Origin of the sequence: Rossellomorea sp. YZS02, assembly GCF_033963925.1 — a bacterium.
In the GTDB taxonomy this organism is placed as follows: domain Bacteria; phylum Bacillota; class Bacilli; order Bacillales; family Bacillaceae_B; genus Rossellomorea.
In genome coordinates, this window is the sequence record NZ_JAXBLY010000013.1 from 49,866 (window position 1) to 75,310 (window position 25,445).

Consider the following 25,445-nt stretch of genomic DNA (forward strand, 5'->3'; position numbering starts at 1 on the left):
CTTCCAAATGAAACTGTCACAAACCTATAACCAGCATGTCGTCAAAAAAGGAAACAAGTCATTGGTTTTACAAACCATTCAGGAATTCACCCCTATTTCAAGAGCAGACATTGCCAATAAAACGGGTCTGAACAAAGGAACGGTCTCCTCCCAGGTAAGTGAGCTCCTTAACGAAAACCTGATCCTCGAGTCCGGTCCCGGAGTTTCAAGCGGCGGAAGAAGACCCGTCATGCTGCTATTCAATCATGTAGCCGGTTACTCCATAGGTGTCGATATAGGTGTGAACTATATCCTCGGAATCCTGACCGACCTGCAGGGCAATATCAGCAATGAAAAACTGATTAAATTTCAAGAGTTAACATATGAAGAAATAAAAGACGAACTGTTTGCCATTGTCGATTCTTTGATTGAATCCATGCCTGCCAGCCCCTATGGATTGGTAGGGATTGGAATCGGGGTACCGGGTACCGTCAGCACTGATGGAGAGATCCTCCTCGCTCCTAATTTAAATTGGAAGAATATCAATCTTAGAAAGACAATGGAAGCCAAATATAATGTTCCCGTCCAGATCGAGAACGAAGCAAACGCGGGGGCTTACGGTGAGAAGAAATTCGGTGCCGGTAAAGATTCCAGCAATATCATTTATGTCAGTGTCGGGATTGGAATCGGCGTCGGGCTTATCTTGAATGGTCAGCTGTATAAAGGCAATAACGGTTTTTCCGGAGAACTTGGCCATATGACTATTGAAGTCGATGGTCCGAAATGCCGATGCGGGAACCAGGGATGCTGGGAATTATATGCTTCGGAAAAAGCACTCGTCCAATCTGCTGTAGATCAGGGAATCCAGTCAGAAAACGGACAGACGCTTTCTCTTGAAAGCCTGAATGAACTTGCAGAAAACGGGGATGCAAATGTCATTCGTGTATTTGAAGGAATTGGAGGATATCTTGGAATCGGGATCAATAACATCATCAATATCTTCAATCCTGAACAAGTGATCATTGGAAACCGCCTTGCTCCTTCCTCTAAATGGCTTGAAGACCCTATTAAGAAGAAACTGGGTCAGACCCTGTTTACGCACCAGAAAGATTTGAGCATCGATTTCTCGCAGTTATCCACTCATGCCACCGCATTGGGAGTGGCTGCTTATGCAAGTGAAAATTTCTTGACCATCGATATCCAGGAAGTGTAAATCCATTTTTTATAGGAGAGGTGCAGAACAATGACAACGATTCAAAACCCTATTTTACCAGGCTTCAATCCTGACCCGAGTATTTGCCGTGCAGGAGAGGATTATTACATTGCCGTTTCTACCTTCGAATGGTTCCCGGGAGTCGGCATCTACCATTCAAAGGACTTAAAAAATTGGCGACTCGTCTCTCGCCCCCTGAACCGCCTCAGTCAATTGAATATGATGGGCAACCCCGATTCAGGTGGAATCTGGGCACCTGCCCTCTCATATCACGATGGGAGGTTCTGGCTGATCTACACCGATGTAAAAGTCGTCGAAGGACAATGGAAGGACAGCCATAATTACCTCGTGACATGTGACACCATTGATGGAGAGTGGTCTGAACCGATCCATTTAAACAGCTCAGGATTTGATCCGTCATTATTCCATGATGAAGATGGAAGGAAGTATCTTGTCAATATGCTATGGGATCACCGTGTTGGCCATCACAACTTCTACGGAATCGTCATGCAAGAATACAGTGTAAGTGAACGAAAGCTGATCGGCAAAAAGGAAATTATCTTTAAAGGGACGGATATCAAGCTGACAGAAGCCCCTCATCTGTACAAAATAAACGGCTATTACTACCTTCTCACAGCGGAAGGCGGAACGAAATACGACCATCAGGCCACCATCGCCCGCTCGAAAGATCTATGGGGACCATATGAAGTGCATCCTGACAACCCATTGATCACGTCGTTCCCGTATCCAAGAAACCCGTTGCAAAAAGCCGGGCACGCTTCCATCGTTCACACCCATACGGACGAATGGTTCCTCGTCCATTTAACAGGACGCCCGCTGCCTCAGGAAAATAAACCAATGCTTGACCCACGGGGCTTTTGTCCACTCGGCCGGGAAACCGCCATCCAGCGTCTCGAGTGGAAGAATGATTGGCCTTATGTCACAGGAGGCAACCAGCCGTCCGTAGAAATCCAAGGCCCTGCTATTGAAGAAGTTTCATGGGAGAGAGATGTTGAGGAGAAGGATGACTTTAACAGCGACTCTCTGAATCTTCACTTCCAATCCCTGCGTATCCCATTGGGTGAGGACATCGTTTCATTAAAGGATAACCCCGGCCACCTCCGTCTATATGGCAGAGAATCGTTATCTTCTAAATTCACACAGGCCCATATCGCAAGGCGCTGGCAGCATTTCAACTTCACTGCCGAAACCAAGGTTGCCTTTAACCCGGACACTTTCCAGCAGGCAGCCGGACTCGTAAACTACTACAATACGCAAAACTGGTCTGCCCTGCAAATCAGCTGGCATGAAGAACACGGCCGGATACTCGACCTGACCGTCTGTGACAACTTCACATTCACTCAGCCGCTGAAAGATAAGCCAATTGTCATCCCGGAAGAGGTAGAATATGTCTACTTACGTGTAAATGTAAGCACTACCATCTATGAATATTCCTATTCCTTCGACGAAGAGAACTGGACAAAAATCCCTGTTACATTGGATTCTCACAAACTATCAGACGATTACATCCAGGGTGGTGGATTCTTCACCGGAGCTTTCGTGGGAATGCAGTGTCAGGATACTTCCGGACAGAAGCTGTATGCTGATTTCGATTATTTTGTCTATAAGGAAGAAAATCAATAAAAACCACTTTTTTTGTTTTATAAGCACGAAAAATCCGAACGAATTCGATTTTCCTCACAGAATATCGAATGATCGTTCGGATTTTTCTTTGGCTACAACAGCCTCTTATTTTGGAAAAAGAGTTTATTCATCGCTCCCTCAGTATTATCTCCTGTGCATATGATTTTCAAAATATGGACAAGAATGAAGATTAATATCTGTGGAACTGTTCCGTTTAGAATAGTATACGGTCCTATCCCCTAATCGATTTCAATACTAGATTAGGTTTCATGTGTACGTTTCTCCACCGCCGCGATCGCTTCAATTTCCACCAATTGATCCGTATACCCAAGCACCGTCACTCCCGACAATGTACTCGGCACATCATGATCGCCGAACTCTTCCCTGATCGACTCCCAAGCCGTCACTAAGTCCGCCTGATTGTGGGATGCCACAAGGACCCGTGTGTATACGACGTCCTTCAGGGAGGCGCCGCTCTCCTTCAGCACTGCCTTCATATTCTCTACACACAGCTTTGCCTGCCGTTCGTAGTCATTGACATAAGGGACTTTCCCCTCTTCATTAAGCGGACAGGCCCCCGCCAAAAACAGGAGATCCATGTCTGAAGGGACTCGTGATGCGTAGGCGTAATCGACCTCAGCTAATTGGTTGGAACGAATAAAGCTAATGTTTTGGGTCATCTGATTTCCTCCGGATTTTGACATCCCTTAGAAGTTCTATTCTGGCAGACACCATTCCTTCTATTAAAATCCAAAACTTTCTTTTGCCTCTTCACTCGCATCCGGCAGGTCCATTCCTTTTTTCCAGATCAGCTTTCGGTCCTTCTGTGTTCCGAAATAGATGGCCTTGATCTTCTGGCCTCGCATGCTTTCCTGGTCAGGGACATCGATGAAATCATATCCCCTTTCGAGAGTGGATAGGTGCTTTGCTTTCTCCTTCACAACCGGGCGCTTCGCCGTAATGTAGAAATTCCCGTTATCGTCCATGCTGTACTTCAATGTATTGACGCTGTACCCATCATCTATGTTCAGGTGATACATAATCTTCCCGTCTTCCGTTTTACCGACATCACTGATTTCCGCATTGTCTACCGGTACGCTTGTGATCTGCCATTCAAATAAGCCGGCATATGCGAGAACCAGGACCGCTATGGACAGGGATGAGAGGAAGACGCCTTTCAGAAACGATTTCTTTTTTCCCTTTTTCCACGTGGAGGCCATTCCTTTGATCACGCGGTCATCCGCAGTAGCATCTACATTCTTTTTTTCCGGAATGGGAAGATCCGCTTTCATCCGCTCCCATTTCAGTTGGCACTGTTTGCAGTGGGCAAGATGCTCTTCTACCATCTCCCGGCTCTCCTCACTGCATACGTCGTCCACGACCAGCGGCATCAGATCTTCGATGATTTCACACGGTACGTCCCTCATCTTCCGTCCTCCTTCAATACGTCCTGTAATTTTTGCTTGGCCCGGTAATACGTGACACGCCCCCAGCTCTCCGTCTTTCCGAACAGCTCACTGATCTCCCTGAAGGAGAGCTCCCCGAAAATCCGCAGGGTGAACACTTCCTTGTAAGGGTCGGCTAAGGTATGCAGGGCTTTGTGCACGCGGAAGGCTTCTTCTTTCTGTTCCATCAGCTTTTCGATGACGATGTCACCAGGGAGATCCTGCAACTCTTCCGTCGCATGTCTCTTCTCTCTGGAATGATGGGTGAAGTAGGTATTCTTGGCGATTTGGCAGAGCCACACGCTCATCTTGCACTGCCCCTTGAATCCGTCCATCCCTTTCAATGCTTTAAAAAACGTCTCCTGAGTGATTTCTTCCGCCAGCTTCTCATCCCGGCTCAGGGAGAGTACAAACGCGTACACTTCACGGAAGTATTGCTCATAAATCCTTTCAAACTCTGTCACCCGCCTGCCTCCCTTCCTATGTAAGACTATGGTGAAGTCATATTGTTACAAAAAAGTACCACCGAGTCAGGTCCCTTCTCTCAAAAAAGAACCAACGGACCTGTCCCCCCGGCTCCCCATGTGCTATAGTATCCTAGTATTCAACGAGAACGGAGTGATGATATGAATACAACTGTAAAAGAAATAACATTGATTATTATTGGCTCCTTATTCTTTGCCCTCGGGGTCAATTTGTTTGCCATCCCGAATGAGCTTGGGGAAGGCGGCGTGACCGGGATTTCCATGACCCTCTATTATGTATTGGACTGGTCGCCGGGTATCACCAACTTCGTCATGAACGGGATCCTCCTCGCGATCGGGTATAAGGTCTTAAATAAACGGGTGACATGGTACACCATGCTAGCCATCTTCTTTACCTCCCTCTTCATCCAATTGACGGAAGGGATGGGAAATTCCGTCGACATTATGCTCGGCACGGTGTTTGCCGGTGTGTTCATCGGGATCGGCCTTGGCCTTGTGCTGCGTTCAGGCGGGACGACGGGTGGGTCAACGATCATTGCCCGCATGCTCAATCAACAATTCGGCTGGGCTGTCAGTACGACCATGTTCGTGTTCGATATCCTCGTTGTGCTCGGTTCCTCGTTCGTCATCGGAGTCGAGAATACAATGTACACCGGTATCTCCATCTATATCAGCACGAAGATCTTAGATTATCTGATTGATGGATTCGATACACGTAAAGCGGTTACGATCATTTCTCAGGATACCGATGCCATCGCGGAGAAAGTGAGCGCCGAAATGGACCGTGGCGTCACCGTCATCAACGCAAGAGGCCACTATTCAAAGGCGTCCAAAGATATTCTATATGTCGTCATCAATAAGCAGGAGCTCTTCTTACTGAAGAAAATGATCCAGCAGATCGATGAGAAGGCATTCGTTGTTGTACATGATGTGCGAGATGTGTTCGGGGAAGGATTTACGTTTCCAAAGACGTAAGCTTGTACCACGGGGACAGGTCCCTTGGCACCCTCGCTGGATCTGGATGGAAAGGGTCTGTATCGTTACGTCAAAGTACATGTCTCGAATCAACTAAAAAAAGAGAGCTCGCCATATTGGCGAGTTTCTTTATGATACTTATGAAATGGTCCATCACAATCGTTTAAACAAGATGATTGCCTATGAAAAAAAACCTGCAAAAGGAAAATAAGCGGAGATATTCCGATTACATTCAGAATGGAGCTTGTTTCGGGGTAAATAAGGGGAATTTTTCCGGTTATGGCCAGAAAAATCACCCCTTTTTTGTTCTTTTGAGTAAATAGGCGGAATCTTTCCGTCTATTTCAGCCTCTCTTAATCTATGATGACGAATTAACCGGAATTTTTCCGTCTATTCACCCGACCTACAAGTGCGCCCCCTCTAGTACAGTAGTCAATCGATAGGTCATCCAACACTTCTTCATTCTGACCTTACCTACTCCATTGAAATCGGAATTTCCAGCGAACCCATTTTCGATCCATCTTTTGCTGAGTAGTAAAACAATTCAACCCTTGTGACTGATTCATTTTTAAACGTAATCGTGAATTCACCCCAGGCAGGGGCTCCATCTGTTTGGTAGTTGCTTGTTTCCATTTCGTTTTCTCCAGCATAAAGAGCATATTGAAATACCCCTTCAAACACTCGTGCCTTCCCAGTGACCATTACTTCATCCTCAGACTGAGTGACCGCCACATCTTTAAATGCCTCATTCTCATAAACCATATCCCCTGGAACCTCTGTCTCAGACTCACTTTCCGTTGGTGAATTTTCTTGTTTTGTTTCAGTGACATTCGGTTTTCCGGTTTCTTCTTTTGATTGTTGAGTATAAGCAACAAAGCCGCCAATCATAAAAAAAATGATGATAAAAGCCAGTTTCTTCATCAATCTGCACCCCTTTTCACCATAATGGGATGGGTAAACATCCTTTTAAAGGGCTAGTTTATAGCGAATATAATAAACTAATATTCGGTTCCTGAATATATTATTCTCTTGTCGGTAGTTCATTTTCGTCGGGCGAAATCCATTATTGCCTGCATACACTCGTATGACCATCTCCATGCTTCTCCCATTTTCAATCCATCCATTTACACCTTTTTAACAAAAAATGAGACTTTCTGCTCGGATTATCGTGAGAATCTTTACAAAAACCCTCAGGATACTGGGTATTTTTTATGATAGATTAATAGATGCCCGGCCGAGGCTACTACATATCAGGAGGATCAACCCATGAAGAAAACCGGACTACTTACATTATCTCTTGCTTTATCCATGGTATTTCTGCCTGGTGCATCCAGTGCATCGACGACTGAGGCAACAATCATCGATTCACAAGGAAACACGGTTGAAATCGGACATGCATTGCCTAAATCGAAAACGAAGGGGAAGCAGACGTTCGATACTCCTTCTCAAGTTGAGAACAGCACGGTAGCAGACATCCTTGATGAAAAAGGAAAGAAAATCAAAGAAAGGTCGATTAAAAAGTCAAAAGAGAAAAATCCATCATCTGAAGAGTTATTCGGTCTGTTTGACTGGTTAGGAGGAGGCGGATCCGGCGGCGGAACGACTGAGCCACCTGCAGCAACAGACCGCACCGTTACAGTACTCGTTGCAGTCGATGAAGAGTATCGCGCCGCACATCCGGATTGGCAGACCCTTACGACCAATATCATAGAGAAAGCGGACGACGGCTTCACCCGTGATCACGGTATCGACTTTGAAATCAAAGCCTTTGCAGAGTGGGATTCGAACGGAAACAATGCTTCTGAAATCCTGCAGGACCTTGACCGTGACTGGAACGGCAATGGCTATGACTTTGTTGCAGGCTTCACACGTGATGTGAACTTCAACTCTGGCGGCATTGCATACGTGTACCCTTCAGCACCTAACGGAAGTGCCATCAGCGTCAACCTTGACCAGGGAGCCGAAAACACATGGCACGCAGCCCAGCATGAATTCTCCCACAACTATGGAGCCGGTCACGACGCCCAGGGAAGCGGCATCAAATGCATCATGAACTATGATTATTCCTATCAAGTAGACTACTGGGATCAAGAGCACGACAACCAAATTCAAGCACATTAAACGTGGTTCGGGAACTGATTGAATTTGTCCTCCTCACAGACTCTGTGGGGAGTTTTTTTATTCATTACCGTATACTTCCCGTATCCACGACCGTCAAGTATCAGCACCCTTCTCATATGACCATACCCCTGCATAAATTCGCCAATTCCACACACAATAAACAGAATCGGTGAAAGGGGGCCATGAAGATGAAGAGTGGCGATAGCAACCATCAAGACTGGGTTGAAGTTCTTTCTGACTCAAATGACTTTATCCATTATCACACTTCCTTGACTGATGGAGAACCTTTTTGGATTTCCTATTATCGTACACTTGTTTCTTCAGATACCTTACATAAAGATGTTCTTCCCTACATTCAGAAACAGAGTTCGTTAAGAGAGTTAAAGAGCATCATCCCCATTCAAGAAACTATTCTTACGAGTGATCGGGATGAGATCATCGAGAACCTTATGAACGGATATATGGCGATTCAAGTTCACTCCCATGATGATGAATGTTTGTTAGTGAATATCGCCAACAATAAATTTCGTGATATTGGAATCCCCATACTGGAAGACTCTGCATTAGGTCCGAAGGCTGGATTTATAGAAGAAATTGATACAAATATCAATCTGATTCGCAAAAGATTGCCCATTTCAGACCTGACCGTCAAGGAAATGGAGGTCGGGAAATTATCGAGTACCAAAGTGGCTGTCTTGTATGTGAATGGGATCGCCGATAAGGAAAATGTCAACACCGTCGTCCAGAGGATCACAGATATTCAATATGATCATATCCAGGACAGTGCCTATATCTCCGCGATGATTGAGGATAATTCACATTCATTGTTTCCCCAGTCCATCTCAACGGAAAGACCGGACCGGGTAGCAGCTGGGCTTACGGAAGGGAAAATCATCATAGTGGTTGACGGATCACCAAACCTGGTGATTCTACCAATCACGTACATGGAATCCTTTGTCGCACTCGAAGATTATAGTTATTCCTGGATCATCGCCAATTTCTTTCGATTGCTGAGGTTTTCGGCCATTTTCATCTCTTTTTTCATTACACCGATGTATGTGGCCATCATGACCTTTCATTACGAATTAATACCCGCCCGTTTATTGGAGCCCCTGGTAGGGTCAAGAGCGACTGTCCCTTTCCCACCGTTTCTGGAGGCCCTGTTTTTAGAAATCATGATTGAAATGGTGAAGGAAGCAGGGATTCGTTTACCCCTGAAGATCGGGCAATCACTTGGTGTTGTAGGGGGGATTGTCATAGGGCAAGCTGTTGTGGAAGCTGGGCTTACCAGTAATGTCTTGCTGATTTTCGTAGGGCTTGGCACATTGGCTTCATACACATCACCAGTATATAAATTTAGTAACACCATCCGCTTCATCAAATTTCCAGTCATTTTCTTTGCGGCGTGGATGGGTTTATTGGGTATTTTTTGTATGCTTGATTTTTGCCATCATCCATTTAATCAGGTTGACGTCACTTGGCCGCCCATATTTAAGCTTATACCCTTTACGAAAAACCGCACTTCAAGATTTGTGGATCAGACTACCTTTTTCTATGCAGAAAGAGAATCCCCAAAGTGTAAGACCACAAAAGAAGAAGAAATTGGTGGATAGTAAGAAGGCTCCAGAGCCGTTGAATGATTTTTATGAATAATGTTATAGGGTGATGACGTTTGAATGTAAATATCAGGCACCAAGTGTCTCCATATTTAGTCTTTTTTATCATATATAGTTCCCAGGTCGGTGTAGGCATTCTAAGTTTTCAACGAACGATCACAATGAAAGCTGGACATGATGCTTGGATTAGTGTCCTGGTGGCAGGTTGCCTGGTCCAGGTTTTCATTTGGGTGATGTATACACTGTTAAAAAAAGTGGATGGGGATATCATTGACGTACATACTGCCGCCTTTGGGAAGATCACTGGGAAATGTTTAAGTCTCTTCATTATGATTTACTATGCTTTAGCCAGCATATCGGTCCTGCTGGCATTCATCGAGATCATTCAAGTATGGATGTTTCCTGTATTGCCTACGTGGCTCATTTCCACACTGATCATGGTTTTGGTTTATTATTGCATTTCAGGAGGATTCCGAGTCGTTGCCGGCGTGTCTTTTCATTCATTTATCTATCCACAAATCCTGATCATCATCCTGTATTACTACCCATTGAAAGTGGCTCACTTTTCAAACCTCTTGCCTGTCATGAATCACTCGCTCATGGATATGCTGGACGCCGTTAAAAATTCAATGTACACCATTGCTGGTACTGAGACGTTATTAATGTTCTACCCGTTCATCAGAAACCCTGATAAATCCAAAAAGTTTGCTCATCTCGGTGTCCTTTTTACCACACTGCTCTACACCCTTTCCTGCATCGTTTCTTTAACCTATTACAGTGAAGAACAGTTAAAGACAACGATTTGGCCGGAGCTTTCGATTACCAAGATCATTAAATTCTCTTATTTGGAGAGATTTGAATATTTGTATATCTCCATGTATTTAATCATTGTGACGGCTCTGATTGCGCTCCTGTTATGGAGCTCAAGCAGGGGGTTCAAGAAGATTTTCAATATGAAACAGAAGTATGCCCTGCTGATCACAAGCTTGGTTAGTGTAGTGATTTGCCAATTTTCAAATGAAACGGTCAAGGAGATGATTAATACATCTGTAACGCAGATGAATCTCTATATCTTTTATATTTATATCCCTCTGCTTTTGATTTATTTCACCTTGTTTAAAAGGGGGAATCAACGTGGTTAAACGTACTGCCCTTTCGATAATGTTCATTTTACTTTTATCAGGCTGCTCCATGCTCCCAACTAAGATTGTCAATGAGATTGGTATGCTGCAGGGCGTCAGCTATGACTCGGCTGACGATGGAGAGGTATTGGGAACGATTGTATTTCCTATTATTAGAAAAGACATGTCACATTCTGAAGTTCGCTCTTCCATAGGACAAACCAGTAAAGAAATTCGGACTAACTTAAATAATGAAACACGATTGAGCTTAGTCAGTGGTCAGCTACGATTTGCTCTTTACGGGAGAACTCTCGCGGAAAAGGGGATCAATGATTTTGTAGATACGCTGAATCGTGACCCCTCCATCGGAAGTATTGTTCAAGTAGCCATTGTGGACGGGAGTGCGAATGACTTATTAAATTCAAATAAACTGCAGAATGAGAATATCTCCATTTATCTTCAAGAATTATTGGATCATAACATGGAATCAGGGCAGCTCCCGCATACCAATTTACAGACGTTTTTATTTCAATTGCATCAAATCGGACAGGATCCTTATCTACCAATAATGAACAATGTAAATGGCAACATCAAAATCACGGGAATGGCCTTTTTTCGCTATGATAAATTTATTACATCCATACCGATGGAAGATGTATATAGTTTCAAAACATTGGTGGATAAAGATAAAAACGATGGGATCCAAGGGTATACGTTTGAAAATGGGGACAAAGTGGTTCTCGAAACGCTGGAATCAAAGCCAACATATACCGTCAACATCGTCCAGGGAAAACCGGAGTTTACTATTAATCTGAAAATGAAAACCAGACTATTGGAATATGCTCCTTCAAAGGGAAAAAGGCAGGCTTTTGATAAAAAGAAATACAAAGGGAAGATCGAGAAACAAATAGAAGAAAAATCCAACAAAATCATCACACAATTTAAGGAACATAATGTGGATCCATTAGGGTTAGGTGCAAAATATAAGGAACAATATCGCAAATTTAATAAAAAACAGTGGGAAGCGTATTATCCAACCGTACCGGTTTCCGTTAAGGCAAAAATCAATATCCAACAAACAGGGACCGTCGACTAAAGGCATATAAAATATTTGAAAAAAGAGAAGCAATCTTCACTTTATGGTGGATTGCTTCTCTTGACATGCTTATACGACGATGGCCCACACAATCGTTTAAACGATTAAGGTTCAAACATCACCGTCTTCGTCCCTGTTAATGCATTTTCATTGGTTACAAAATAGTAGTTCGAAGCTCCATCTACTCTTAATGGCCCTGTCCATTCGATGCTATCGAAATCACTATTGTATATCCCGATTGGCGGTAAATCGCTTCCCACCTCAGGAATCGTGACGTTGCCCCGGAACCAGGTGGCGTTAATATGATTATAGGCGGCAACAGCTATTTCACCGTCTGCGCGGGAGTCGACCATCCGCTGAATCCTTAATCCATCATGAACCATGCGGTTGATCCGGGTACCGTAAAGATAAGCGTTCACATCTCCCATGTGGCCTGCCTGACGGATTTCTCCTACTACTCTTGCATTTAACAGTTGAAAATCAACGGCGGTAACCGGATCGACTTCGTCCACATTTTGAAAGGCGATATCCCCACTGATCATCGCTCCGTCTGTGTAATTGGAACTGGTGCTGACCGAAGTCCCGTTGTTGATGGTCCCCACTACGGTCACGGGACTGGCCACAAATTCCGGTCCTTGCGACGTGTACGCCTGTTCGGCCGTTCGACTGGTCTGAATGGTGATGCTTCTTGCAACGGATGAAGCAAAATCGGCTTGACTCGAATCGCCGAGCTCCCATGGTCCGACTCCCAACATTTGAACATGGCGAGCAGGCGGGATGACCACATCTTCGTTAAAGGCAGAGTTTGCAGCGATGAGAACCATGATCCTCGCCCTCATCCCGGATTCAACGGCCTCTGCACTATTCGTTCCGGCATCAATGGCTGCCTGGAGCGACGTGTACGGATCCGATGGGGTTCCATCCCCCGGACCGGTTGCATTTGAATCTGCCCAAATCACCAGTTCGCCCCATTCAAAGACTCCCGGCCCTTGTTCACCTTGGGGTCCCTGTTCTCCCTTAGGTCCTGCAACACCTGGAACCCCCTGTGGTCCCTGTGGTCCCGGCGGCCCCGGAGGACCTTCACAAGTAAAAGGATAGAAATCACAGCCTTGCGGAGGAAGGGGAACAGAATTCGGATTGATTGCTCCCCCTCTTCTAAGCTTTGGTATTAAATCACCAGCATTAAATTTTTTCATCATTTTCACCTCTACACCATTCTATTCGGGTGATTGGGAGAGGTATGGACGAGTCATGAAAAATAAACGAAAACCTATGTCGCATTCCTCCTTTTATTGATATACCATGTTCAATGCACGGTTTTTCACCCATAATATTCCTCTTGTTCCACTGATGTAATATAATGGTAAAGAATAGAATGATACATAGGAGATGAGATCGCCCGTAGGAAATTACACGTCTAAAAGGAGAAAAAAATATGGAACTTAAACGAACCGGCCTAGTACTATCCTGTCTCGCCATTCTCACCTTTGCCGTGGTGAAGGCGATTGAAGAAGCAGCTCGGTATATGTCAGATGGCTCTTTCAACTTTATGGGATGGTACCTCTACGCTTTAATTTTTTTGGTTTTCCTGGTTGGAATCACCTGTTTTTTCTACAAAAAACAAGAGTCATAGACCGCTTCTATGACTCTTCTATCAAACTCGATCCAACACTTCAAACGTCTTCCCCGCAACATCCACCTCATACCCTGCTTCAAACTGCCCCATCAATAACCGCAATCCATTTTCACGGTCTTTAAGGTTTTCTTTTTCATCCAATAGTTGTATTCCATAGGACGCAATATCCGCTACGACCCTCTCATTTCGGTAATACGCGAGAAGGACCGGGTCCAATTCAATTTCTCCATATCCCTTGTAGAAGAGGTCAATGTGTTCAGGACGCTCATCCTTGAAGCACAGGCCCAGTCCGACTCCGGGGAACATCAAATCCCTTTCGACCGGTGCCATGACCGGATCGTCCCAGTCGACAACATAGAGTCTTGCATTCTCATCGATCATCACATTACCCGGATGAATATCCCCGTGACACAGCACAAATCCCCTTGAATCCGTCCCCTTCAGCCTCTGTCCAAGTTCCTCCGTCCGTTCCACAAGTATCAGGATGTCACTGCGTTTTCTTTTCCAGAAATCGATAAGCTTCTTGGCCACTCTGTCACGTGGAACATCAATATCCATTTCCCGATCCAGTTCCCTTACCTTTCTGCACCACGGACCCGAAAAGTCCTCTTGGTGAAGTTGTTCTTGAAGGTCGGGAGGAACCTGAACAGAGTGAATCGATTTCAGGATGTGACCAAAACGGTTGGACTGTTCAGTCGACAAGCCCGTCTCGAAACCTGTTTCCCCTTCAACAAAAGAGGAAAGGATCCAGTGAAACCCTTCATGCTGAGCGACCACTTCATGTGTTGTTGTGGGGATGGGCGGGATGACCTCATCTATTCCTTCAGAGGCGAGATGATGAGTGATCCTGACTCCTGATTCGTTGAAGAATCCTCTAATCAATTTAAGGAAAAAGACGTCTCCATTTTCCCCTTCCACCCGATAGACGGCTGCCTGGGGATCGTGTCCGATGGGCAGGAAGTTCACCACTTCTATATCCAGATCATAATGTTTCTTTAGTCCATCGATGATTTTCTCATCCTCAAGTTCAGGTTGCTTTAACATTCATCCATTTCCCCCTTATACGAATGAACGGGATGAACCTCAAGTCTCCACCCAAACCCCTCCCCCTCGTCCACTTGAACCGATGGATGCAGGGACGCTACCCGTATCGCATCTTCCAGTTCCTCTGCCTCGATGATGAACACACTGCCGATCTTTTCTGCCCTTTCATGGGTGTCCTCCACCACCACCTGCCCGCCGCTTCTCCGCAACTGTTTCACACCCTTTTCGACGCCCGCGTCTACCATCACTTGACCTGACTTGAAAAAGGCGTCAAGATGGGGTCCGCATTTGGCCATGATCGCATCGATCTCTTCCTTTGGTTTTCTATCCATTTTCTCCGCATTGTAGTAGCCGACGCATAAGAATTTCATGAGATAGCCTCCTTTTCTTTATACCATTCTACATTCAGTACCATTGCCCTTTATAAAAAAAACGGACCTGCTTTACCGAACAAGCAGGTCCGTCCCTCTCCTAACACCTCACATACTTCCTCTTAAACCCGATCCGTCCCTTCTCCATCTGCTTCTCAATATCTTCGGCCGCCTTCAGGACACTGTTCTTCTTCCCTTCCCGTACCATTTCAACCGGACCGATTTCCTTCGCCGTCTGGAGCGCTTGTTCATGAAGGGGCACATAGGAAACGCCTACGGTCGTGACGAAGTTATTCATCGAAGATTTCGTCCGCTCTGGTGCGTCATGAATGGTGTCTTTCACTTTCTGAAGCATTCCGGCAAGTTTCGTTTCGGAAAACGCTTCGTCCTTCCGGTTCCCCAGCAGCCAGCAGTAGCAGCTCCACCCCGCTGACATCTTCAGTTCTTCCCCGCTCTCGATCCATTTATCGGCCACTTCTTGAGCGATATCAGATTCTGATAGCGTGACAGCCACCACGTAGTCCGACAGCATATAGAAGTAGGCTGCTTCGATCCAGCGTTCAAAGTCCGCCTCGGTCATCTCTTTCGGATCGGCGATGATGCCGGCAAAGTACATGGCATCGTAATTCCCTGTTGCGTATAATTCCTCCGCAAGTGCCTGATCCTTCTTGATTTTCTTCGCGATGGGCTTCATGGCACCTGTTGCGACACCGAACACCGGCTCATGTGCGCCATTCGATATGTACATTTTCTTACTTCGTTCCTTGCCGAGGGCTTCGAGCTCACTCATGACGGTTTCCAGATCCATCCTATTCACTTCCTTATCTTAAAATTACAATAAAACAGCATTGATCGGAGCATATCTTCGTATTTCATATTGTCTTCTCTATTTAGTTCATATAATGTTTACTGTCTTAATATACCTATTCTACCTCAAAAGGCCTTTTCCTTTTCATGATAAAAAAAGAGCTTCCATAAGAGACTCTTTTATGATTAAAAGGTCCGTCCCTCAAACCGTATCGAGGGACGGACCTTTTCAGTTATTCGCCTGAAGCCTGAACTCTATGTTTCATCTTACTATTCCCGATGACAATCCCACAAAGTATGATTCCGACGCCAATCCATTGCAGTGCACGGACCTCTTCATGAAGCACGAGAAAGGACATCAGTACAGCCACCGGAAGTTCGGATGCCGTTAAGATTGTGCCAAGTCCTGGTCCCACTTTGGGCATTCCGATTGAGAATAGAAGTGGTGGTAGCGCTACACCAAACACCCCAAGTATGACACCATACCGCATCACACCCGTTAAAGTAGGAATATCCAATAGGAACACAGGCGGAAATAGAATAAATACGACCAGTAAGCCACCCGTCGAGAGGATGGCACTTTTTAAGACGGGTGGAATCTCTTTCCCAACAGAGCTGCTGAGGGACAGAAACGTCGCGAAAGAAATAGCGGCCAGCCCTCCCCACACTGCTCCTTCCACCGTGAATGACACATTCCCTTGTAAGAGGGCACCAGACGCTAATAGTGAGCCAATCAGGAGAATGATGATCGAGACTATTTTTTCTTTAGTTGGTTTCTTCTTATATAGAAACCACTCCATCAACGTACCGATCCAAACAAATTGAAATAAGAAAATAATGGCAAGAGAAGCGTTCAGTGTTTCTAACGCTTGATAATACAATACTCCTGTCAATCCAAGAGGAACTCCAGATACTGTCAATTTAAAAGCTTGATTGAGAGAAATACGTTTCTTCCTAGTGAACAAGACCAGAAGCCATATAAGGATAGTGCCAAATAAAAACTGTCCACCCGTTACCTCTGTTACTGAAAAACCGGCTGAATAAGCCAATTTCACAAAAGTCGATAATATCCCATAACAGCATCCACCCAAAAAGACAAGGAACGCATAATGCCAAGCTTTCATTTTCCAGCCTCCTTCTTTTCAAATAAAAAGCCACACAATCGATCATTCAATCGATTGTGTGGCGAAAATAGAGCGTTCACTCTACAAAAATCCACTTCCGTTAAGGTTTTAGTATGAACTATCTTTTAGTATAAGAAACACACATTTCCAGGTCAAGATATGATCTGAAAATAACATCTTAACTGCTCTTATGATTTTTTCTATTTTTCACAAATGCAATCATCAGCAGCACAATCGGGATCCCAACAAGTAGCGGAAGATGCAGCACGTACATGACCACCTTCAATCCTTCATGAATATGTTCCTGAAAATTCCTTGCAATCGCCATCGACATAAACAGAACAATCAGCCCCAATGGATAGGCGAGGCGGGATGGAGATTGCACTTTAAACAAGCTTGAAGTGCCGATAACCGCCGCATAGAATAAGATGCTGATCTTAAAGAAGATACCGATTATCAGACCAAGCATGAAAAAGACATCCAGGCGCTCCAGAAAATCAGCCACCTGGATCGACTGGACCGTACTGAGAAGCGGAAATTGTGAGCGGGCTGTAAGATCCACACCCAGGACACTGATATTGATGAGCATCGTGAGAATCAGATTGATTCCGCTTAACCCTGTTGCACAGAACATGGTCATTTTCGCCTTCTTTGGATTATTCAAATACGGCAGTACCATAGTAAGGACGATGACTTCTGTGAAAGGAAAATACAAGGTTTGAGTAAACACCACTTTGAGGACCGGTGCAAGCCCTTCTTCAAGTACCGGCTGCAAGTTCTTAAAGTCAATCAGCCCGGACACGACAATCAGGATGAATCCGACGACCGAAAGCAGGAACATGAGCATAAAGAGCAGTTCCCCTGAACGGGCAATGACTTCGATTCCCTTTCGGACCGTGTAGATGATGACCAGCATCAACAGCGCATTGGCGATGAATAACGGCGTTTCCGGATACGCAAACGTTAAGAGCATTTCGCCAAAATCCCGCAGAACCCTTGAAGCATCATACATAAAGAAGAACAGATACAGGAATGCAAGGATCGTCCCTGCCCCCTTCCCGAGAATCTTCTGCATGTACTCCGTCGGCAGCAGATCGGGATAATACATATAAAGCTTATGGTACACGAGTAAAAGCACGAAGCTGACCAGCATCCCGATCAGGATGGCCAGCCATGCGTCCTGCTTTGCATCGATGGCAAGAGGGACGAGTAGTGCACTACCGAGTTCAAACAGGACCATCAAGACAAAGAGCTGAATGGCACTGATTTTGGCTTTTTCCACGTTACACGTCCCTCCTTCGTCTTATTCTCCTTCCAAACTTGACAGAAAAGATTTATTTCTGAGGCCGGCACGGCGGATATAAGCTTCCACCGTAACGTCCACCTGTAATTCCGGGAAATAGACCTCGTTCCACATCGCTTTTAGTTTTTCCCAATCATCCGGTCTTGAACGCCGGATCACTCCGTCAAACCCAAAGAAATCGGCTTGATTGGTTTTAGCCTGTTGAACCGCTTTCTCTATTTCACTCTTAATTTCTTTCTGCACCTTTTTCTCCATCTCAGAAATGACCTTTTCATTTGTGATATCTTCCGCCACATCGATTCCGCCGATCGTTCCTTCCACACTTGTATGGATGGTGATATGTGGTTTACCGTCCTTCATTTTCCCTGAAACGTTTGTTTTTTGCCGGTCGGCTTGATAGGCGACTGCATCCTTCTTTCCTTTCCAATCAATGTTAATGTCTGTAGCCTTTATTTTATCCAGGATCCAGACGGTTCCCCTTGCCGTTTTTCCATATGACCAATCCACTAATTTCCCTTTTTTCAAAAGGGCGATCCCACTGGCTTCCAATGTCGATTCAGGCTCACTTTCCTGAATGTTATCCAGTTGGCTCGCATGCTTCGGGTCCCCCATAAGCCGAAATCCTGATACGACGGTTGCCCCATCGGATGATTGCAAGCCTTTCATCACATCTTGGATCGACGTCTTCAACGTCTGCCCCCATTTCTGCTCTGAAAATTCCAATGTCTTCAACACTTTGTTTGCCGGGATTTTATCCACTGGGGTCAATGCCCGCAACAAATCTTCCGCCGTAGAGTGATTTGCGATGACCATGGTCGTCGTAATCCGGAATTCATGATCCCGGTCGATGGCATCGATGATGGTCGCAACGCCTTCTTCCCTTGCAAGCCCTTCCCCGACGACGACCAGATTGGCATGGGCATAATAGAGTCTGCGAGAAATTTTACTTGAAGCGCGCCTGCTTGCTTCAACCAGGTTATCCCCGGTTGCCTTATAGATGGTAACAGGCGGGCTTTGTGATCCGACTCCGCCTCCGCGCATGCCTCCTGCCACGTTACCGGGATTAATGATCTGCAGGGTCATCGAATATTTACCCTCCTCGGTTTTATCCACCCCCATGGCGGCCACGATGGCAAGATCGGTTAACTCCTTCTTGCTCCAACAGCCATTCAGGAAAAAGGGAATGATTATGATCAGGAAACACAGCGTCTTTTTACGAACCATTGCGGTCACCTTTTTCTGCGTCCCTGTTTATCATTCCACGGGAGGAAGGCGTCGAAGGGCCCTGCCCAGCCCCCTCCCGGATCGTGTTGGCGCTGATCAGTCGCGGCCTCTGTCTTAAGCTCCACCATGGTAAACGTACAAACGTATCTTTATTGTTCACCGGAATAAACGGGGCAAATGGCGCCATATAAGGAACACCAAAGGAACGTAGACCGCATAAATGAACCACCATGAACAGGAAGATTAAGATGATTCCGTAGAATCCGAAAGTCGCTGCCCCGATCATGAAAAGAAACCGGATCAAGCGGGCAGAAATCGCCATATCAAAAGACGGGGTCGCAAAGCTTGCAATGGCGGTCATTGATACGACAATAACCATCGCAGGCGACACGATGCTTGCTTGAACCGCAGCCTGTCCAATAACGAGGGCGCCGACAATCGAGACGGCGGATCCAATGGCTTTCGGCAAGCGGATCCCTGCTTCCCTCAGGATTTCAAATGTGATTTCCATCAGGAGGGCTTCCACGAATGCAGGGAACGGAACGGATTCCCTTTGGGCAGCAATGGCGACGATAAGCATCGTCGGTACCATTTCCTGATGGAAGGTGGTGACCGCAACAAAGGTCGCAGGGGCTATCAGGGAAATCGTAAACATCAAGATCCTCAGCAGGCGGATTGATGTCGCAATGTCAAAGCGCGCGTAGTAGTCCTCTGCTGACTGAAAGAACTGAATGAACAACGCAGGGGCTATCAGGACAAACGGCGTTCCATCCACAAAGATGGCAATCCGTCCTTCAAACAGATTTCCCGCCACCACATCCGGTCGTTCCGTGTTAAAGATCGTTGGAAATGGCGTCATCGTCTGATCTTCAATCAGTTGTTCGACATAGCCTGATTCCAAAATGCTGTCGATATCGATTTTGTTGATTCGCCGGCGGACCTCTTCCACCACCTGATCATTGGCGATCCCGTGTATGTACATAAGCGTCACATCTGTTTTCGTGACGCGTCCCACCTTAAAAGATTCCATCCACAAATCAGGTGTCTTAATGATACGGCGGACCATGGCGGTGTTCGTATCAATTGATTCAATAAAGCCTCCCTTTGGACCGCGCACCACGACTTGAGTCGTTGATTCTGAAATGGAGCGGGTTTCGCCCCCTTTCGTACAGGCACTCAAAGCCTTCCCTATTCCCCCGATCAGGACAATGGTGTCACCTGCCATTAGCGATGCAAACAAGCTTTCCCAAGTATCAATGGAAGACACATTCCCCACTGTCATCATATCTTCCGTAATCAGTTCCAACGCATCGCTCTCATTTAGTTCTTCTTTATGTTCATCCTTCATCATGGACTGAAGCAAGAACTCCTGAATCGACTGATTATTAACGATACCTTCTATATAGACAACGGCCGTTTCAATTTCGGAATCCTTCCCCATTTTCAGTCGTCGGATAATGACGTCCGGACTGTTTCCTGTTTTATTTCGGATGAAGTTTAGATTGTCTTGTAACGAAACGTGGAGATGGTCTGGAGATGGTTCCGAGGAATTACTTTCAACATCATTCTTTCGGCTCTTTTTTGATTTACGATCCTTAAAGAAAGAAGGCATAGATTGCAACACCTTTCTCTTATTTTTTATTACTTTAACCATAAGAGGGGGAATTATGTAATTTTTAACAACGTGTGGCCGTATGAACCTGGCTAACAGGGAGGAACCTAAGAGGAGGAGTGTGATTCAGAGTGAAAATCATGGGTATTACTTTATTGATGCTGGGATCAATGATCGCTTTTTCCCTGGGCCTTGACCTTTTTCAGGGATACACGATGAGGGAAGCATGGCATAATGCCATAAGTCCGTTTCGGGTGATGGAAGTGGCAGAATTATTCGTGCTTTACTTTCTTCTGCTCCTTTTGATAGTGAACATAGGAATCCAATATTTCAAAAAAAGAAAGGCGAGTAATTGAGAATTTCTGAACTGTTAACATTCTCCAAGCTTCAGGCTTTCCATTCAGATTCTAATCTTCTATAATAATAATTAAGAATTATTATAATTATCACACTATTAATGTGATAGTTGCTTCACCCTATTTTTCAAAACAGGAAGGTGAATCGTAATGGAAAAAGAGAATCGCCCTGATCAAAAGGATCACTCCGCTGCATCAGGAGAATGTCCGTTCACTCATCACAAGGATAGTGCCATCACGACGACGACAGCCCCTGGGGGAACCACGAACAAACACTGGTGGCCGAATATGCTTAACCTCAGCATCCTTCGCCAGCATGACCGGAAGTCAAACCCGATGGGAGAAGACTTCAATTATAAGGAAGAATTCGCAAAGCTTGATTACGATGCCCTGAAGCAGGATCTTCACAACCTGATGACAGACAGTCAGGATTGGTGGCCGGCCGACTACGGTCATTACGGTCCCTTCTTCATCCGCATGTCATGGCACGCGGCAGGTACATACCGTGAAACCGACGGACGCGGAGGCGGCTCGTCAGGTGCACAGCGCTTTGCGCCACTTAACAGTTGGCCGGACAACGTCAACCTTGATAAAGCCCGCCGCCTGTTATGGCCGATCAAGCAAAAATACGGTAACATGATTTCATGGGCTGACCTGCTTGTGCTGACAGGGAACGTCGCCCTTGAATCCATGGGCTTGAAGACGTTCGGATTCGGTGCCGGTCGCGAAGACATCTGGCATCCTGAAGAAGACGTGTATTGGGGAAATGAGAAGGAATGGCTTGCCGACAACCGATACTCAGGCGATCGTGAACTTGAGAATCCACTCGCTGCCGTCCAAATGGGGCTCATCTATGTAAATCCTGAAGGACCGAACGGCGAACCCGATCCACTGGGAAGTGCCCGGGATATCCGTGACACATTCGGACGCATGGGGATGAATGACTATGAAACCGTTGCACTGGTCGCAGGCGGTCACACATTCGGGAAAGCCCACGGAGCCGGTGACGCTGAACTTGTCGGCGACGACCCGGAAGCGGCGGATATTGAAAACCAGGGATTCGGCTGGATCAGTTCATATGGAAGCGGAAAAGGCCGCGACACGATTTCAAGCGGTGTCGATGGTGCCTGGACGACGAATCCGACGAAATGGGACAACGGATACTTCGACCTGCTATTCGGCTATGAATGGGAAAAAACGAAGAGTGCGGCTGGTGCCTCCCAATGGGCTCCCGTTGGCATGACGGAAGAACATATGGCTCCTGACGCCGAAGATCCATCCATCAAAGTGAAAACGATGATGACGACGGCGGACATGGCGCTCCGCATGGATCCTGATTATGAAAAGATTTCCCGTCACTTCCATGAGAATCCGGACGAATTTGCCGACGCGTTCTCACGCGCCTGGTTCAAGCTCCTTCACCGCGACATGGGACCAAAAGCAAGATACTGGGGTCCTGAAGTGCCGCAGGAAGACTTGATCTGGCAGGATCCGGTACCGGCGGTGGATTATGACTTGTCTGATAGTGAAGTAGCTTCATTGAAGGAAAAAATCCTCGAGACCGGCTTAACGGTGAGCGAGCTCGTGAAAACGGCCTGGGCATCCGCAAGCACCTACCGAGGTTCAGACATGCGCGGTGGGGCGAACGGTGCACGCATCCGCCTGTCCCCTCAGAAAGATTGGGAAGTAAATGAACCGGCTCAACTTGAAAAAGTCCTTGGTGTCTACCAAGACCTTCAAAGCAAGCTGGATAAAAACGTGAGCCTGGCCGACCTCATCGTATTAGGTGGAAACGCAGGTGTCGAAAAAGCCGCCCGTGATGCAGGCTTCGACGTAACCGTTCCATTCTCACCTGGCCGCGGTGATGCAACGGCCGAACAGACAGATGCTGAGAACTTTGGTGTACTGGAGCCGGTCTCAGACGGATTCCGCAATTATCAGAAGCAGGAATACGCCGTCAGCCCGGAAGAAATGCTCGTGGATAAATCACAGCTTCTCGGCCTGACTGCCCCTGAAATGACTGTTTTGATTGGCGGCATGCGTTCCTTAGGCGCAAACCATGGCGATTCGAAGCACGGCGTCTTCACGGACCGTGTCGGTGCATTGACGAACGACTTCTTCGTCAACCTCCTCGACATGGGCATCGAGTGGAAACCGGCGGGCTTCAATCAATATGAAGGCCACGACCGGACGACCGGTGAAGTCGTGAGAACGGCTACCCGCTTTGATCTTGTATTCGGTTCGAATTCTGTACTTCGTGCCTTGGCTGAAGTGTATGCGCAGGATGATAACAAGGAGAAATTCGTCCGTGACTTCGTTGCCGCGTGGGTGAAGGTGATGGATGCGGATCGGTTTGATTTGAGATAGACTGTAAGTTGGCCTCTTCCTCGATGGAAGGGGCTTTTTTTATGTAGATTAAAGAAGATTCGACACGTGGGATTTAACAATTGATAATAGTCGATTTACGCTAAATCATATTATTTGAGGATGAATAATCAGAACTCCGGTTCATAACAGCTCATAACCGGACCTATTTTGTGACTGCAGCTAAACCAGACAATCTATGCCCTCTTCAGACTTTATACAGCCTTTCCCTTCCACAAACTCATTGACAAATCCATCTGCCTCCATTATTATCAACAAATCAAACAGACGGTTTATATATCGCCTAAAGGACGTGACCACTCATGATCAGAACCAAATTTTACAGAAAAGTATTCGAACTGAACGGCCATCCAGTCATCGCAAAAGGATTGCGGAGGTTCGCCCAATCAAAAGTAAGTAAACCTTTTATCGCCTCTTTTGCCAAAGTCTATAAGTTGAACATGGAAGAAGCGACCCGCGGACTCCGGGAGTACGGTACACTTCATGATGTTTTCACACGGGAACTGAAGCCGGATGCACGACCGGTCGCTGATTCTCCCGACGCATTCGTCAGCCCATGCGACGCCTATCTCTCCGTCGTCGACGATTTGACCCCGGAGAGTACATTCATGGTCAAAGGGCAGGATTATACGGTGGAAGAACTGCTCGGGTCTAAAGAGAAAGCTGCAGCGTACGCAGGCGGACAGGTTCTCATCTTTTACCTGAGCCCGACTGATTACCACCGGGTTCACGTGCCGATCGATGCACGGGTTGAGGAAGTCTACACACTCGGGAGACATGCCGATCCCGTGAACGAACTTGGACTGAAGCACGGTCTCCGTCCCCTCACACGAAACTACCGCCTCGTCTCCCGCTTCGATGTGGCCGGATCGCCGCTTGCCCATGTGATGGTCGGAGCGTTGAATGTGAACTCGATTGTCCGGACAAACACAGCTGACGTCGTTCATCGGGGAGATCCTTATGGATACTTCTCATTCGGCTCGACGGTCGTCCTTTGTGTGCCGAAAGGGAAGTTCGGCTTCACGCGGGATAAAGGACCGGTGAAGATGGGTGAGGAAATTGGTAAGTGGCATTCATAAATAAGAGACCCCTGCTCTTCTTAAGGGTGACTATAAAAAAGTAAACTCGCCGAAGTACATTCGGCGAGTTTCTTTATTAAATAGGCTTTTAGATAAGCGGAGGTTTTCCGGTTATATATAGAGTAGAGCTTGTTTTGGAGGTAAATAAGCGGAATTTTTCCGCTTACGCAAGAAAAAACCAGTCATCTCACTTCTTTTTAAGTCAATAGACGGAATCTCTCCGTCTATTTCACCCATTTTTTAATGTTCATTAGTACTTAAGCGGAATTTTTCCGTCTATTTATCTACTCTAGGTGATTAACCTGATCTCCCAACCAATATAACCGGGGCATTACGCCCCGATACTCTCCCGTACGTCTTCCTCTTGCACTTCCACTCGCTTCTCCAACTTATACACAAGCACTCCGCCAATCAACAATGCAATCCCAAGAATCTTCTCCCAGGACAACGCAGATGGTTCAAACCCGAACCAGCCTCCTGTGTTGACGATGAACGCGATCGTAATCTGCGAAATAAGCGCAATGGAGATCGCATAAGCAGGTCCGATCAGCGTGACGCCCCTCATGAGGAAGAACACGATGCCGACACCGAACACCCCGCTGAAAAGAAAGACAGGATTGACACCGCTGAAATCAAACAAACTTTTATCTTCCATACTATAAAAAACCGGCAGTGAACAGACGAGACCGAGACCAAGGACCAGGCTTGTCGTCGCCCACGGTCCTGTTTTTTCACTGACACGTGCGTTGAATACGTTTTGCAGGCTGATGAGGATTCCTGCGATGATGGCTAATCCGATTCCGAACATA

At 46.3% G+C, this 25,445-nt stretch carries 24 protein-coding genes and 1 pseudogene; 12 read left to right on the top strand and 13 right to left on the bottom strand.

The annotated features are described in order from the left end of the window. Positions 1-7: 7 nt before the first annotated feature. Together SLH55_RS13735 and SLH55_RS13740 are read left to right on the top strand one after the other, a co-directional pair. On the top strand, positions 8-1,192 hold the full coding sequence (locus tag SLH55_RS13735; RefSeq protein WP_320323688.1) for an ROK family transcriptional regulator: 1,185 nt from the start codon (positions 8-10) through the stop codon (positions 1,190-1,192). A 30-nt stretch (positions 1,193-1,222) separates the two neighbouring features. Next, the gene (locus tag SLH55_RS13740) at positions 1,223-2,836 is read left to right on the top strand and encodes a glycoside hydrolase family 43 protein (protein ID WP_320323689.1); all 1,614 of its coding nucleotides are present in this window, start codon (positions 1,223-1,225) and stop codon (positions 2,834-2,836) included. Positions 2,837-3,096: 260 nt separating this feature from the next. On the opposite strand, the gene SLH55_RS13745 is transcribed toward SLH55_RS13740, so the two are convergent. The 3 genes from SLH55_RS13745 to SLH55_RS13755 form a co-directional block, all read right to left on the bottom strand. Then, entirely contained in the window at positions 3,097-3,516 is a 420-nt protein-coding gene (locus SLH55_RS13745; RefSeq protein WP_320323690.1) for a RidA family protein, read from the bottom strand. A 63-nt stretch (positions 3,517-3,579) separates the two neighbouring features. Beyond that, complete coding sequence (locus SLH55_RS13750) at positions 3,580-4,263, bottom strand: zf-HC2 domain-containing protein (RefSeq protein WP_320323691.1); 684 nt, start codon at positions 4,261-4,263, stop codon at positions 3,580-3,582. After that, a complete protein-coding gene (locus tag SLH55_RS13755; protein ID WP_320323692.1) occupies positions 4,260-4,745 on the bottom strand; it encodes an RNA polymerase sigma factor in 486 nt (161 codons plus the stop codon). Before SLH55_RS13755 ends, SLH55_RS13750 begins: the two co-directional genes overlap by 4 nt. 162 nt (positions 4,746-4,907) lie before the next feature. On the opposite strand from SLH55_RS13755, the gene SLH55_RS13760 reads away from it, so the two are divergent. Continuing rightward, complete coding sequence (locus SLH55_RS13760; RefSeq protein ID WP_219167493.1) at positions 4,908-5,741, top strand: YitT family protein; 834 nt, start codon at positions 4,908-4,910, stop codon at positions 5,739-5,741. Between the two features lie 474 nt (positions 5,742-6,215). Here the strand turns inward: SLH55_RS13760 and SLH55_RS13765 are convergent, their stop codons facing one another. Further along, positions 6,216-6,662, bottom strand: a complete 447-nt coding sequence (locus SLH55_RS13765; RefSeq protein ID WP_320323693.1) for a Gmad2 immunoglobulin-like domain-containing protein — start codon at positions 6,660-6,662, stop codon at positions 6,216-6,218. A gap of 345 nt (positions 6,663-7,007) precedes the next feature. Here SLH55_RS13765 and SLH55_RS13770 point away from each other — a divergent pair, with 345 nt between their 5' ends. The 5 genes and pseudogenes from SLH55_RS13770 (at position 7,008) to SLH55_RS13790 (ending at position 11,695) form a co-directional block, all read left to right on the top strand. Continuing rightward, on the top strand, positions 7,008-7,862 hold the full coding sequence (locus tag SLH55_RS13770) for a zinc-dependent metalloprotease (RefSeq protein ID WP_320323694.1): 855 nt from the start codon (positions 7,008-7,010) through the stop codon (positions 7,860-7,862). A 188-nt stretch (positions 7,863-8,050) separates the two neighbouring features. After that, positions 8,051-9,217, top strand: a pseudogene (locus tag SLH55_RS13775) (spore germination protein); the annotation flags it as partial. Between the two features lie 112 nt (positions 9,218-9,329). Beyond that, a complete protein-coding gene (locus SLH55_RS13780) occupies positions 9,330-9,515 on the top strand; it encodes a hypothetical protein (RefSeq protein WP_320323695.1) in 186 nt (61 codons plus the stop codon). A gap of 19 nt (positions 9,516-9,534) precedes the next feature. After that, a complete protein-coding gene (locus SLH55_RS13785) occupies positions 9,535-10,620 on the top strand; it encodes a GerAB/ArcD/ProY family transporter (RefSeq protein ID WP_320323696.1) in 1,086 nt (361 codons plus the stop codon). Continuing rightward, complete coding sequence (locus tag SLH55_RS13790) at positions 10,613-11,695, top strand: Ger(x)C family spore germination protein (protein ID WP_320323697.1); 1,083 nt, start codon at positions 10,613-10,615, stop codon at positions 11,693-11,695. Before SLH55_RS13785 ends, SLH55_RS13790 begins: the two co-directional genes overlap by 8 nt. A 104-nt stretch (positions 11,696-11,799) precedes the next feature. Here SLH55_RS13790 and SLH55_RS13795 read toward each other — a convergent pair whose 3' ends face one another. Continuing rightward, positions 11,800-12,891 (bottom strand): hypothetical protein, encoded by a 1,092-nt coding sequence (locus SLH55_RS13795; RefSeq protein WP_320323698.1) that lies wholly within the window; start codon positions 12,889-12,891, stop codon positions 11,800-11,802. Positions 12,892-13,130: 239 nt separating this feature from the next. On the opposite strand from SLH55_RS13795, the gene SLH55_RS13800 reads away from it, so the two are divergent. Further along, complete coding sequence (locus SLH55_RS13800) at positions 13,131-13,328, top strand: hypothetical protein (RefSeq protein WP_320323699.1); 198 nt, start codon at positions 13,131-13,133, stop codon at positions 13,326-13,328. A gap of 21 nt (positions 13,329-13,349) precedes the next feature. Here the strand turns inward: SLH55_RS13800 and SLH55_RS13805 are convergent, their stop codons facing one another. From SLH55_RS13805 to SLH55_RS13835, 7 genes are all read right to left on the bottom strand, one after another. Continuing rightward, positions 13,350-14,375 carry an aminoglycoside phosphotransferase family protein gene (locus SLH55_RS13805; protein ID WP_320323700.1) on the bottom strand — a complete coding sequence of 342 codons (1,026 nt, stop codon included), beginning with the start codon at positions 14,373-14,375 and terminating at the stop codon, positions 13,350-13,352. Then, positions 14,369-14,746, bottom strand: a complete 378-nt coding sequence (locus SLH55_RS13810) for a YciI family protein (protein WP_320323701.1) — start codon at positions 14,744-14,746, stop codon at positions 14,369-14,371. The genes SLH55_RS13805 and SLH55_RS13810 overlap by 7 nt, the downstream gene beginning before the upstream one ends. A 100-nt stretch (positions 14,747-14,846) precedes the next feature. Further along, positions 14,847-15,554, bottom strand: coding sequence for a DNA alkylation repair protein (locus SLH55_RS13815; RefSeq protein ID WP_320323702.1), 708 nt, complete (start codon positions 15,552-15,554; stop codon positions 14,847-14,849). A 232-nt stretch (positions 15,555-15,786) separates the two neighbouring features. Continuing rightward, positions 15,787-16,677 carry a DMT family transporter gene (locus tag SLH55_RS13820; RefSeq protein ID WP_320323703.1) on the bottom strand — a complete coding sequence of 297 codons (891 nt, stop codon included), beginning with the start codon at positions 16,675-16,677 and terminating at the stop codon, positions 15,787-15,789. A gap of 178 nt (positions 16,678-16,855) precedes the next feature. Continuing rightward, entirely contained in the window at positions 16,856-17,959 is a 1,104-nt protein-coding gene (locus SLH55_RS13825) for a GerAB/ArcD/ProY family transporter (protein ID WP_320323704.1), read from the bottom strand. Between the two features lie 21 nt (positions 17,960-17,980). Beyond that, positions 17,981-19,204 carry a Ger(x)C family spore germination protein gene (locus SLH55_RS13830; protein WP_320323705.1) on the bottom strand — a complete coding sequence of 408 codons (1,224 nt, stop codon included), beginning with the start codon at positions 19,202-19,204 and terminating at the stop codon, positions 17,981-17,983. Then, positions 19,194-20,816, bottom strand: coding sequence for a spore germination protein (locus SLH55_RS13835; protein ID WP_320323706.1), 1,623 nt, complete (start codon positions 20,814-20,816; stop codon positions 19,194-19,196). Before SLH55_RS13835 ends, SLH55_RS13830 begins: the two co-directional genes overlap by 11 nt. 140 nt (positions 20,817-20,956) lie before the next feature. Here SLH55_RS13835 and SLH55_RS13840 point away from each other — a divergent pair, with 140 nt between their 5' ends. The 3 genes from SLH55_RS13840 (at position 20,957) to SLH55_RS13850 (ending at position 24,636) form a co-directional block, all read left to right on the top strand. Next, positions 20,957-21,172, top strand: a complete 216-nt coding sequence (locus SLH55_RS13840) for a hypothetical protein (protein ID WP_257475021.1) — start codon at positions 20,957-20,959, stop codon at positions 21,170-21,172. Positions 21,173-21,322: 150 nt separating this feature from the next. Beyond that, positions 21,323-23,539: a catalase/peroxidase HPI gene (gene katG / locus SLH55_RS13845; protein WP_320323707.1), complete on the top strand. Its 2,217-nt coding sequence runs from the start codon at positions 21,323-21,325 to the stop codon at positions 23,537-23,539. A 320-nt stretch (positions 23,540-23,859) separates the two neighbouring features. Next, the gene (locus tag SLH55_RS13850) at positions 23,860-24,636 is read left to right on the top strand and encodes a phosphatidylserine decarboxylase (RefSeq protein WP_320323708.1); all 777 of its coding nucleotides are present in this window, start codon (positions 23,860-23,862) and stop codon (positions 24,634-24,636) included. Between the two features lie 331 nt (positions 24,637-24,967). On the opposite strand, the gene SLH55_RS13855 is transcribed toward SLH55_RS13850, so the two are convergent. Beyond that, entirely contained in the window at positions 24,968-25,444 is a 477-nt protein-coding gene (locus tag SLH55_RS13855; protein ID WP_219167512.1) for a DMT family transporter, read from the bottom strand. Position 25,445: the final 1 nt, after the last annotated feature.

What these genes read in the sequence shown, in the direction of transcription:
- SLH55_RS13800 (WP_320323699.1), top strand. Translation starts at nt 13,131, where the DNA reads ATGGAACTTAAACGAACCGGCCTAGTACTATCCTGTCTCGCCATTCTC.
- SLH55_RS13835 (WP_320323706.1), bottom strand. Translation starts at nt 20,816, where the DNA reads ATGCCTTCTTTCTTTAAGGATCGTAAATCAAAAAAGAGCCGAAAGAAT.
- SLH55_RS13855 (WP_219167512.1), bottom strand. Translation starts at nt 25,444, where the DNA reads ATGTTCGGAATCGGATTAGCCATCATCGCAGGAATCCTCATCAGCCTG.
- SLH55_RS13760 (WP_219167493.1), top strand. Translation starts at nt 4,908, where the DNA reads ATGAATACAACTGTAAAAGAAATAACATTGATTATTATTGGCTCCTTA.
- SLH55_RS13740 (WP_320323689.1), top strand. Translation starts at nt 1,223, where the DNA reads ATGACAACGATTCAAAACCCTATTTTACCAGGCTTCAATCCTGACCCG.
- SLH55_RS13810 (WP_320323701.1), bottom strand. Translation starts at nt 14,746, where the DNA reads ATGAAATTCTTATGCGTCGGCTACTACAATGCGGAGAAAATGGATAGA.
- SLH55_RS13840 (WP_257475021.1), top strand. Translation starts at nt 20,957, where the DNA reads ATGGGTATTACTTTATTGATGCTGGGATCAATGATCGCTTTTTCCCTG.
- SLH55_RS13735 (WP_320323688.1), top strand. Translation starts at nt 8, where the DNA reads ATGAAACTGTCACAAACCTATAACCAGCATGTCGTCAAAAAAGGAAAC.
- katG (WP_320323707.1), top strand. Translation starts at nt 21,323, where the DNA reads ATGGAAAAAGAGAATCGCCCTGATCAAAAGGATCACTCCGCTGCATCA.
- SLH55_RS13770 (WP_320323694.1), top strand. Translation starts at nt 7,008, where the DNA reads ATGAAGAAAACCGGACTACTTACATTATCTCTTGCTTTATCCATGGTA.
- SLH55_RS13830 (WP_320323705.1), bottom strand. Translation starts at nt 19,204, where the DNA reads ATGGTTCGTAAAAAGACGCTGTGTTTCCTGATCATAATCATTCCCTTT.
- SLH55_RS13820 (WP_320323703.1), bottom strand. Translation starts at nt 16,677, where the DNA reads ATGAAAGCTTGGCATTATGCGTTCCTTGTCTTTTTGGGTGGATGCTGT.
- SLH55_RS13795 (WP_320323698.1), bottom strand. Translation starts at nt 12,891, where the DNA reads ATGAAAAAATTTAATGCTGGTGATTTAATACCAAAGCTTAGAAGAGGG.
- SLH55_RS13745 (WP_320323690.1), bottom strand. Translation starts at nt 3,516, where the DNA reads ATGACCCAAAACATTAGCTTTATTCGTTCCAACCAATTAGCTGAGGTC.
- SLH55_RS13805 (WP_320323700.1), bottom strand. Translation starts at nt 14,375, where the DNA reads ATGTTAAAGCAACCTGAACTTGAGGATGAGAAAATCATCGATGGACTA.
- SLH55_RS13750 (WP_320323691.1), bottom strand. Translation starts at nt 4,263, where the DNA reads ATGAGGGACGTACCGTGTGAAATCATCGAAGATCTGATGCCGCTGGTC.
- SLH55_RS13850 (WP_320323708.1), top strand. Translation starts at nt 23,860, where the DNA reads ATGATCAGAACCAAATTTTACAGAAAAGTATTCGAACTGAACGGCCAT.
- SLH55_RS13765 (WP_320323693.1), bottom strand. Translation starts at nt 6,662, where the DNA reads ATGAAGAAACTGGCTTTTATCATCATTTTTTTTATGATTGGCGGCTTT.
- SLH55_RS13815 (WP_320323702.1), bottom strand. Translation starts at nt 15,554, where the DNA reads ATGGATCTGGAAACCGTCATGAGTGAGCTCGAAGCCCTCGGCAAGGAA.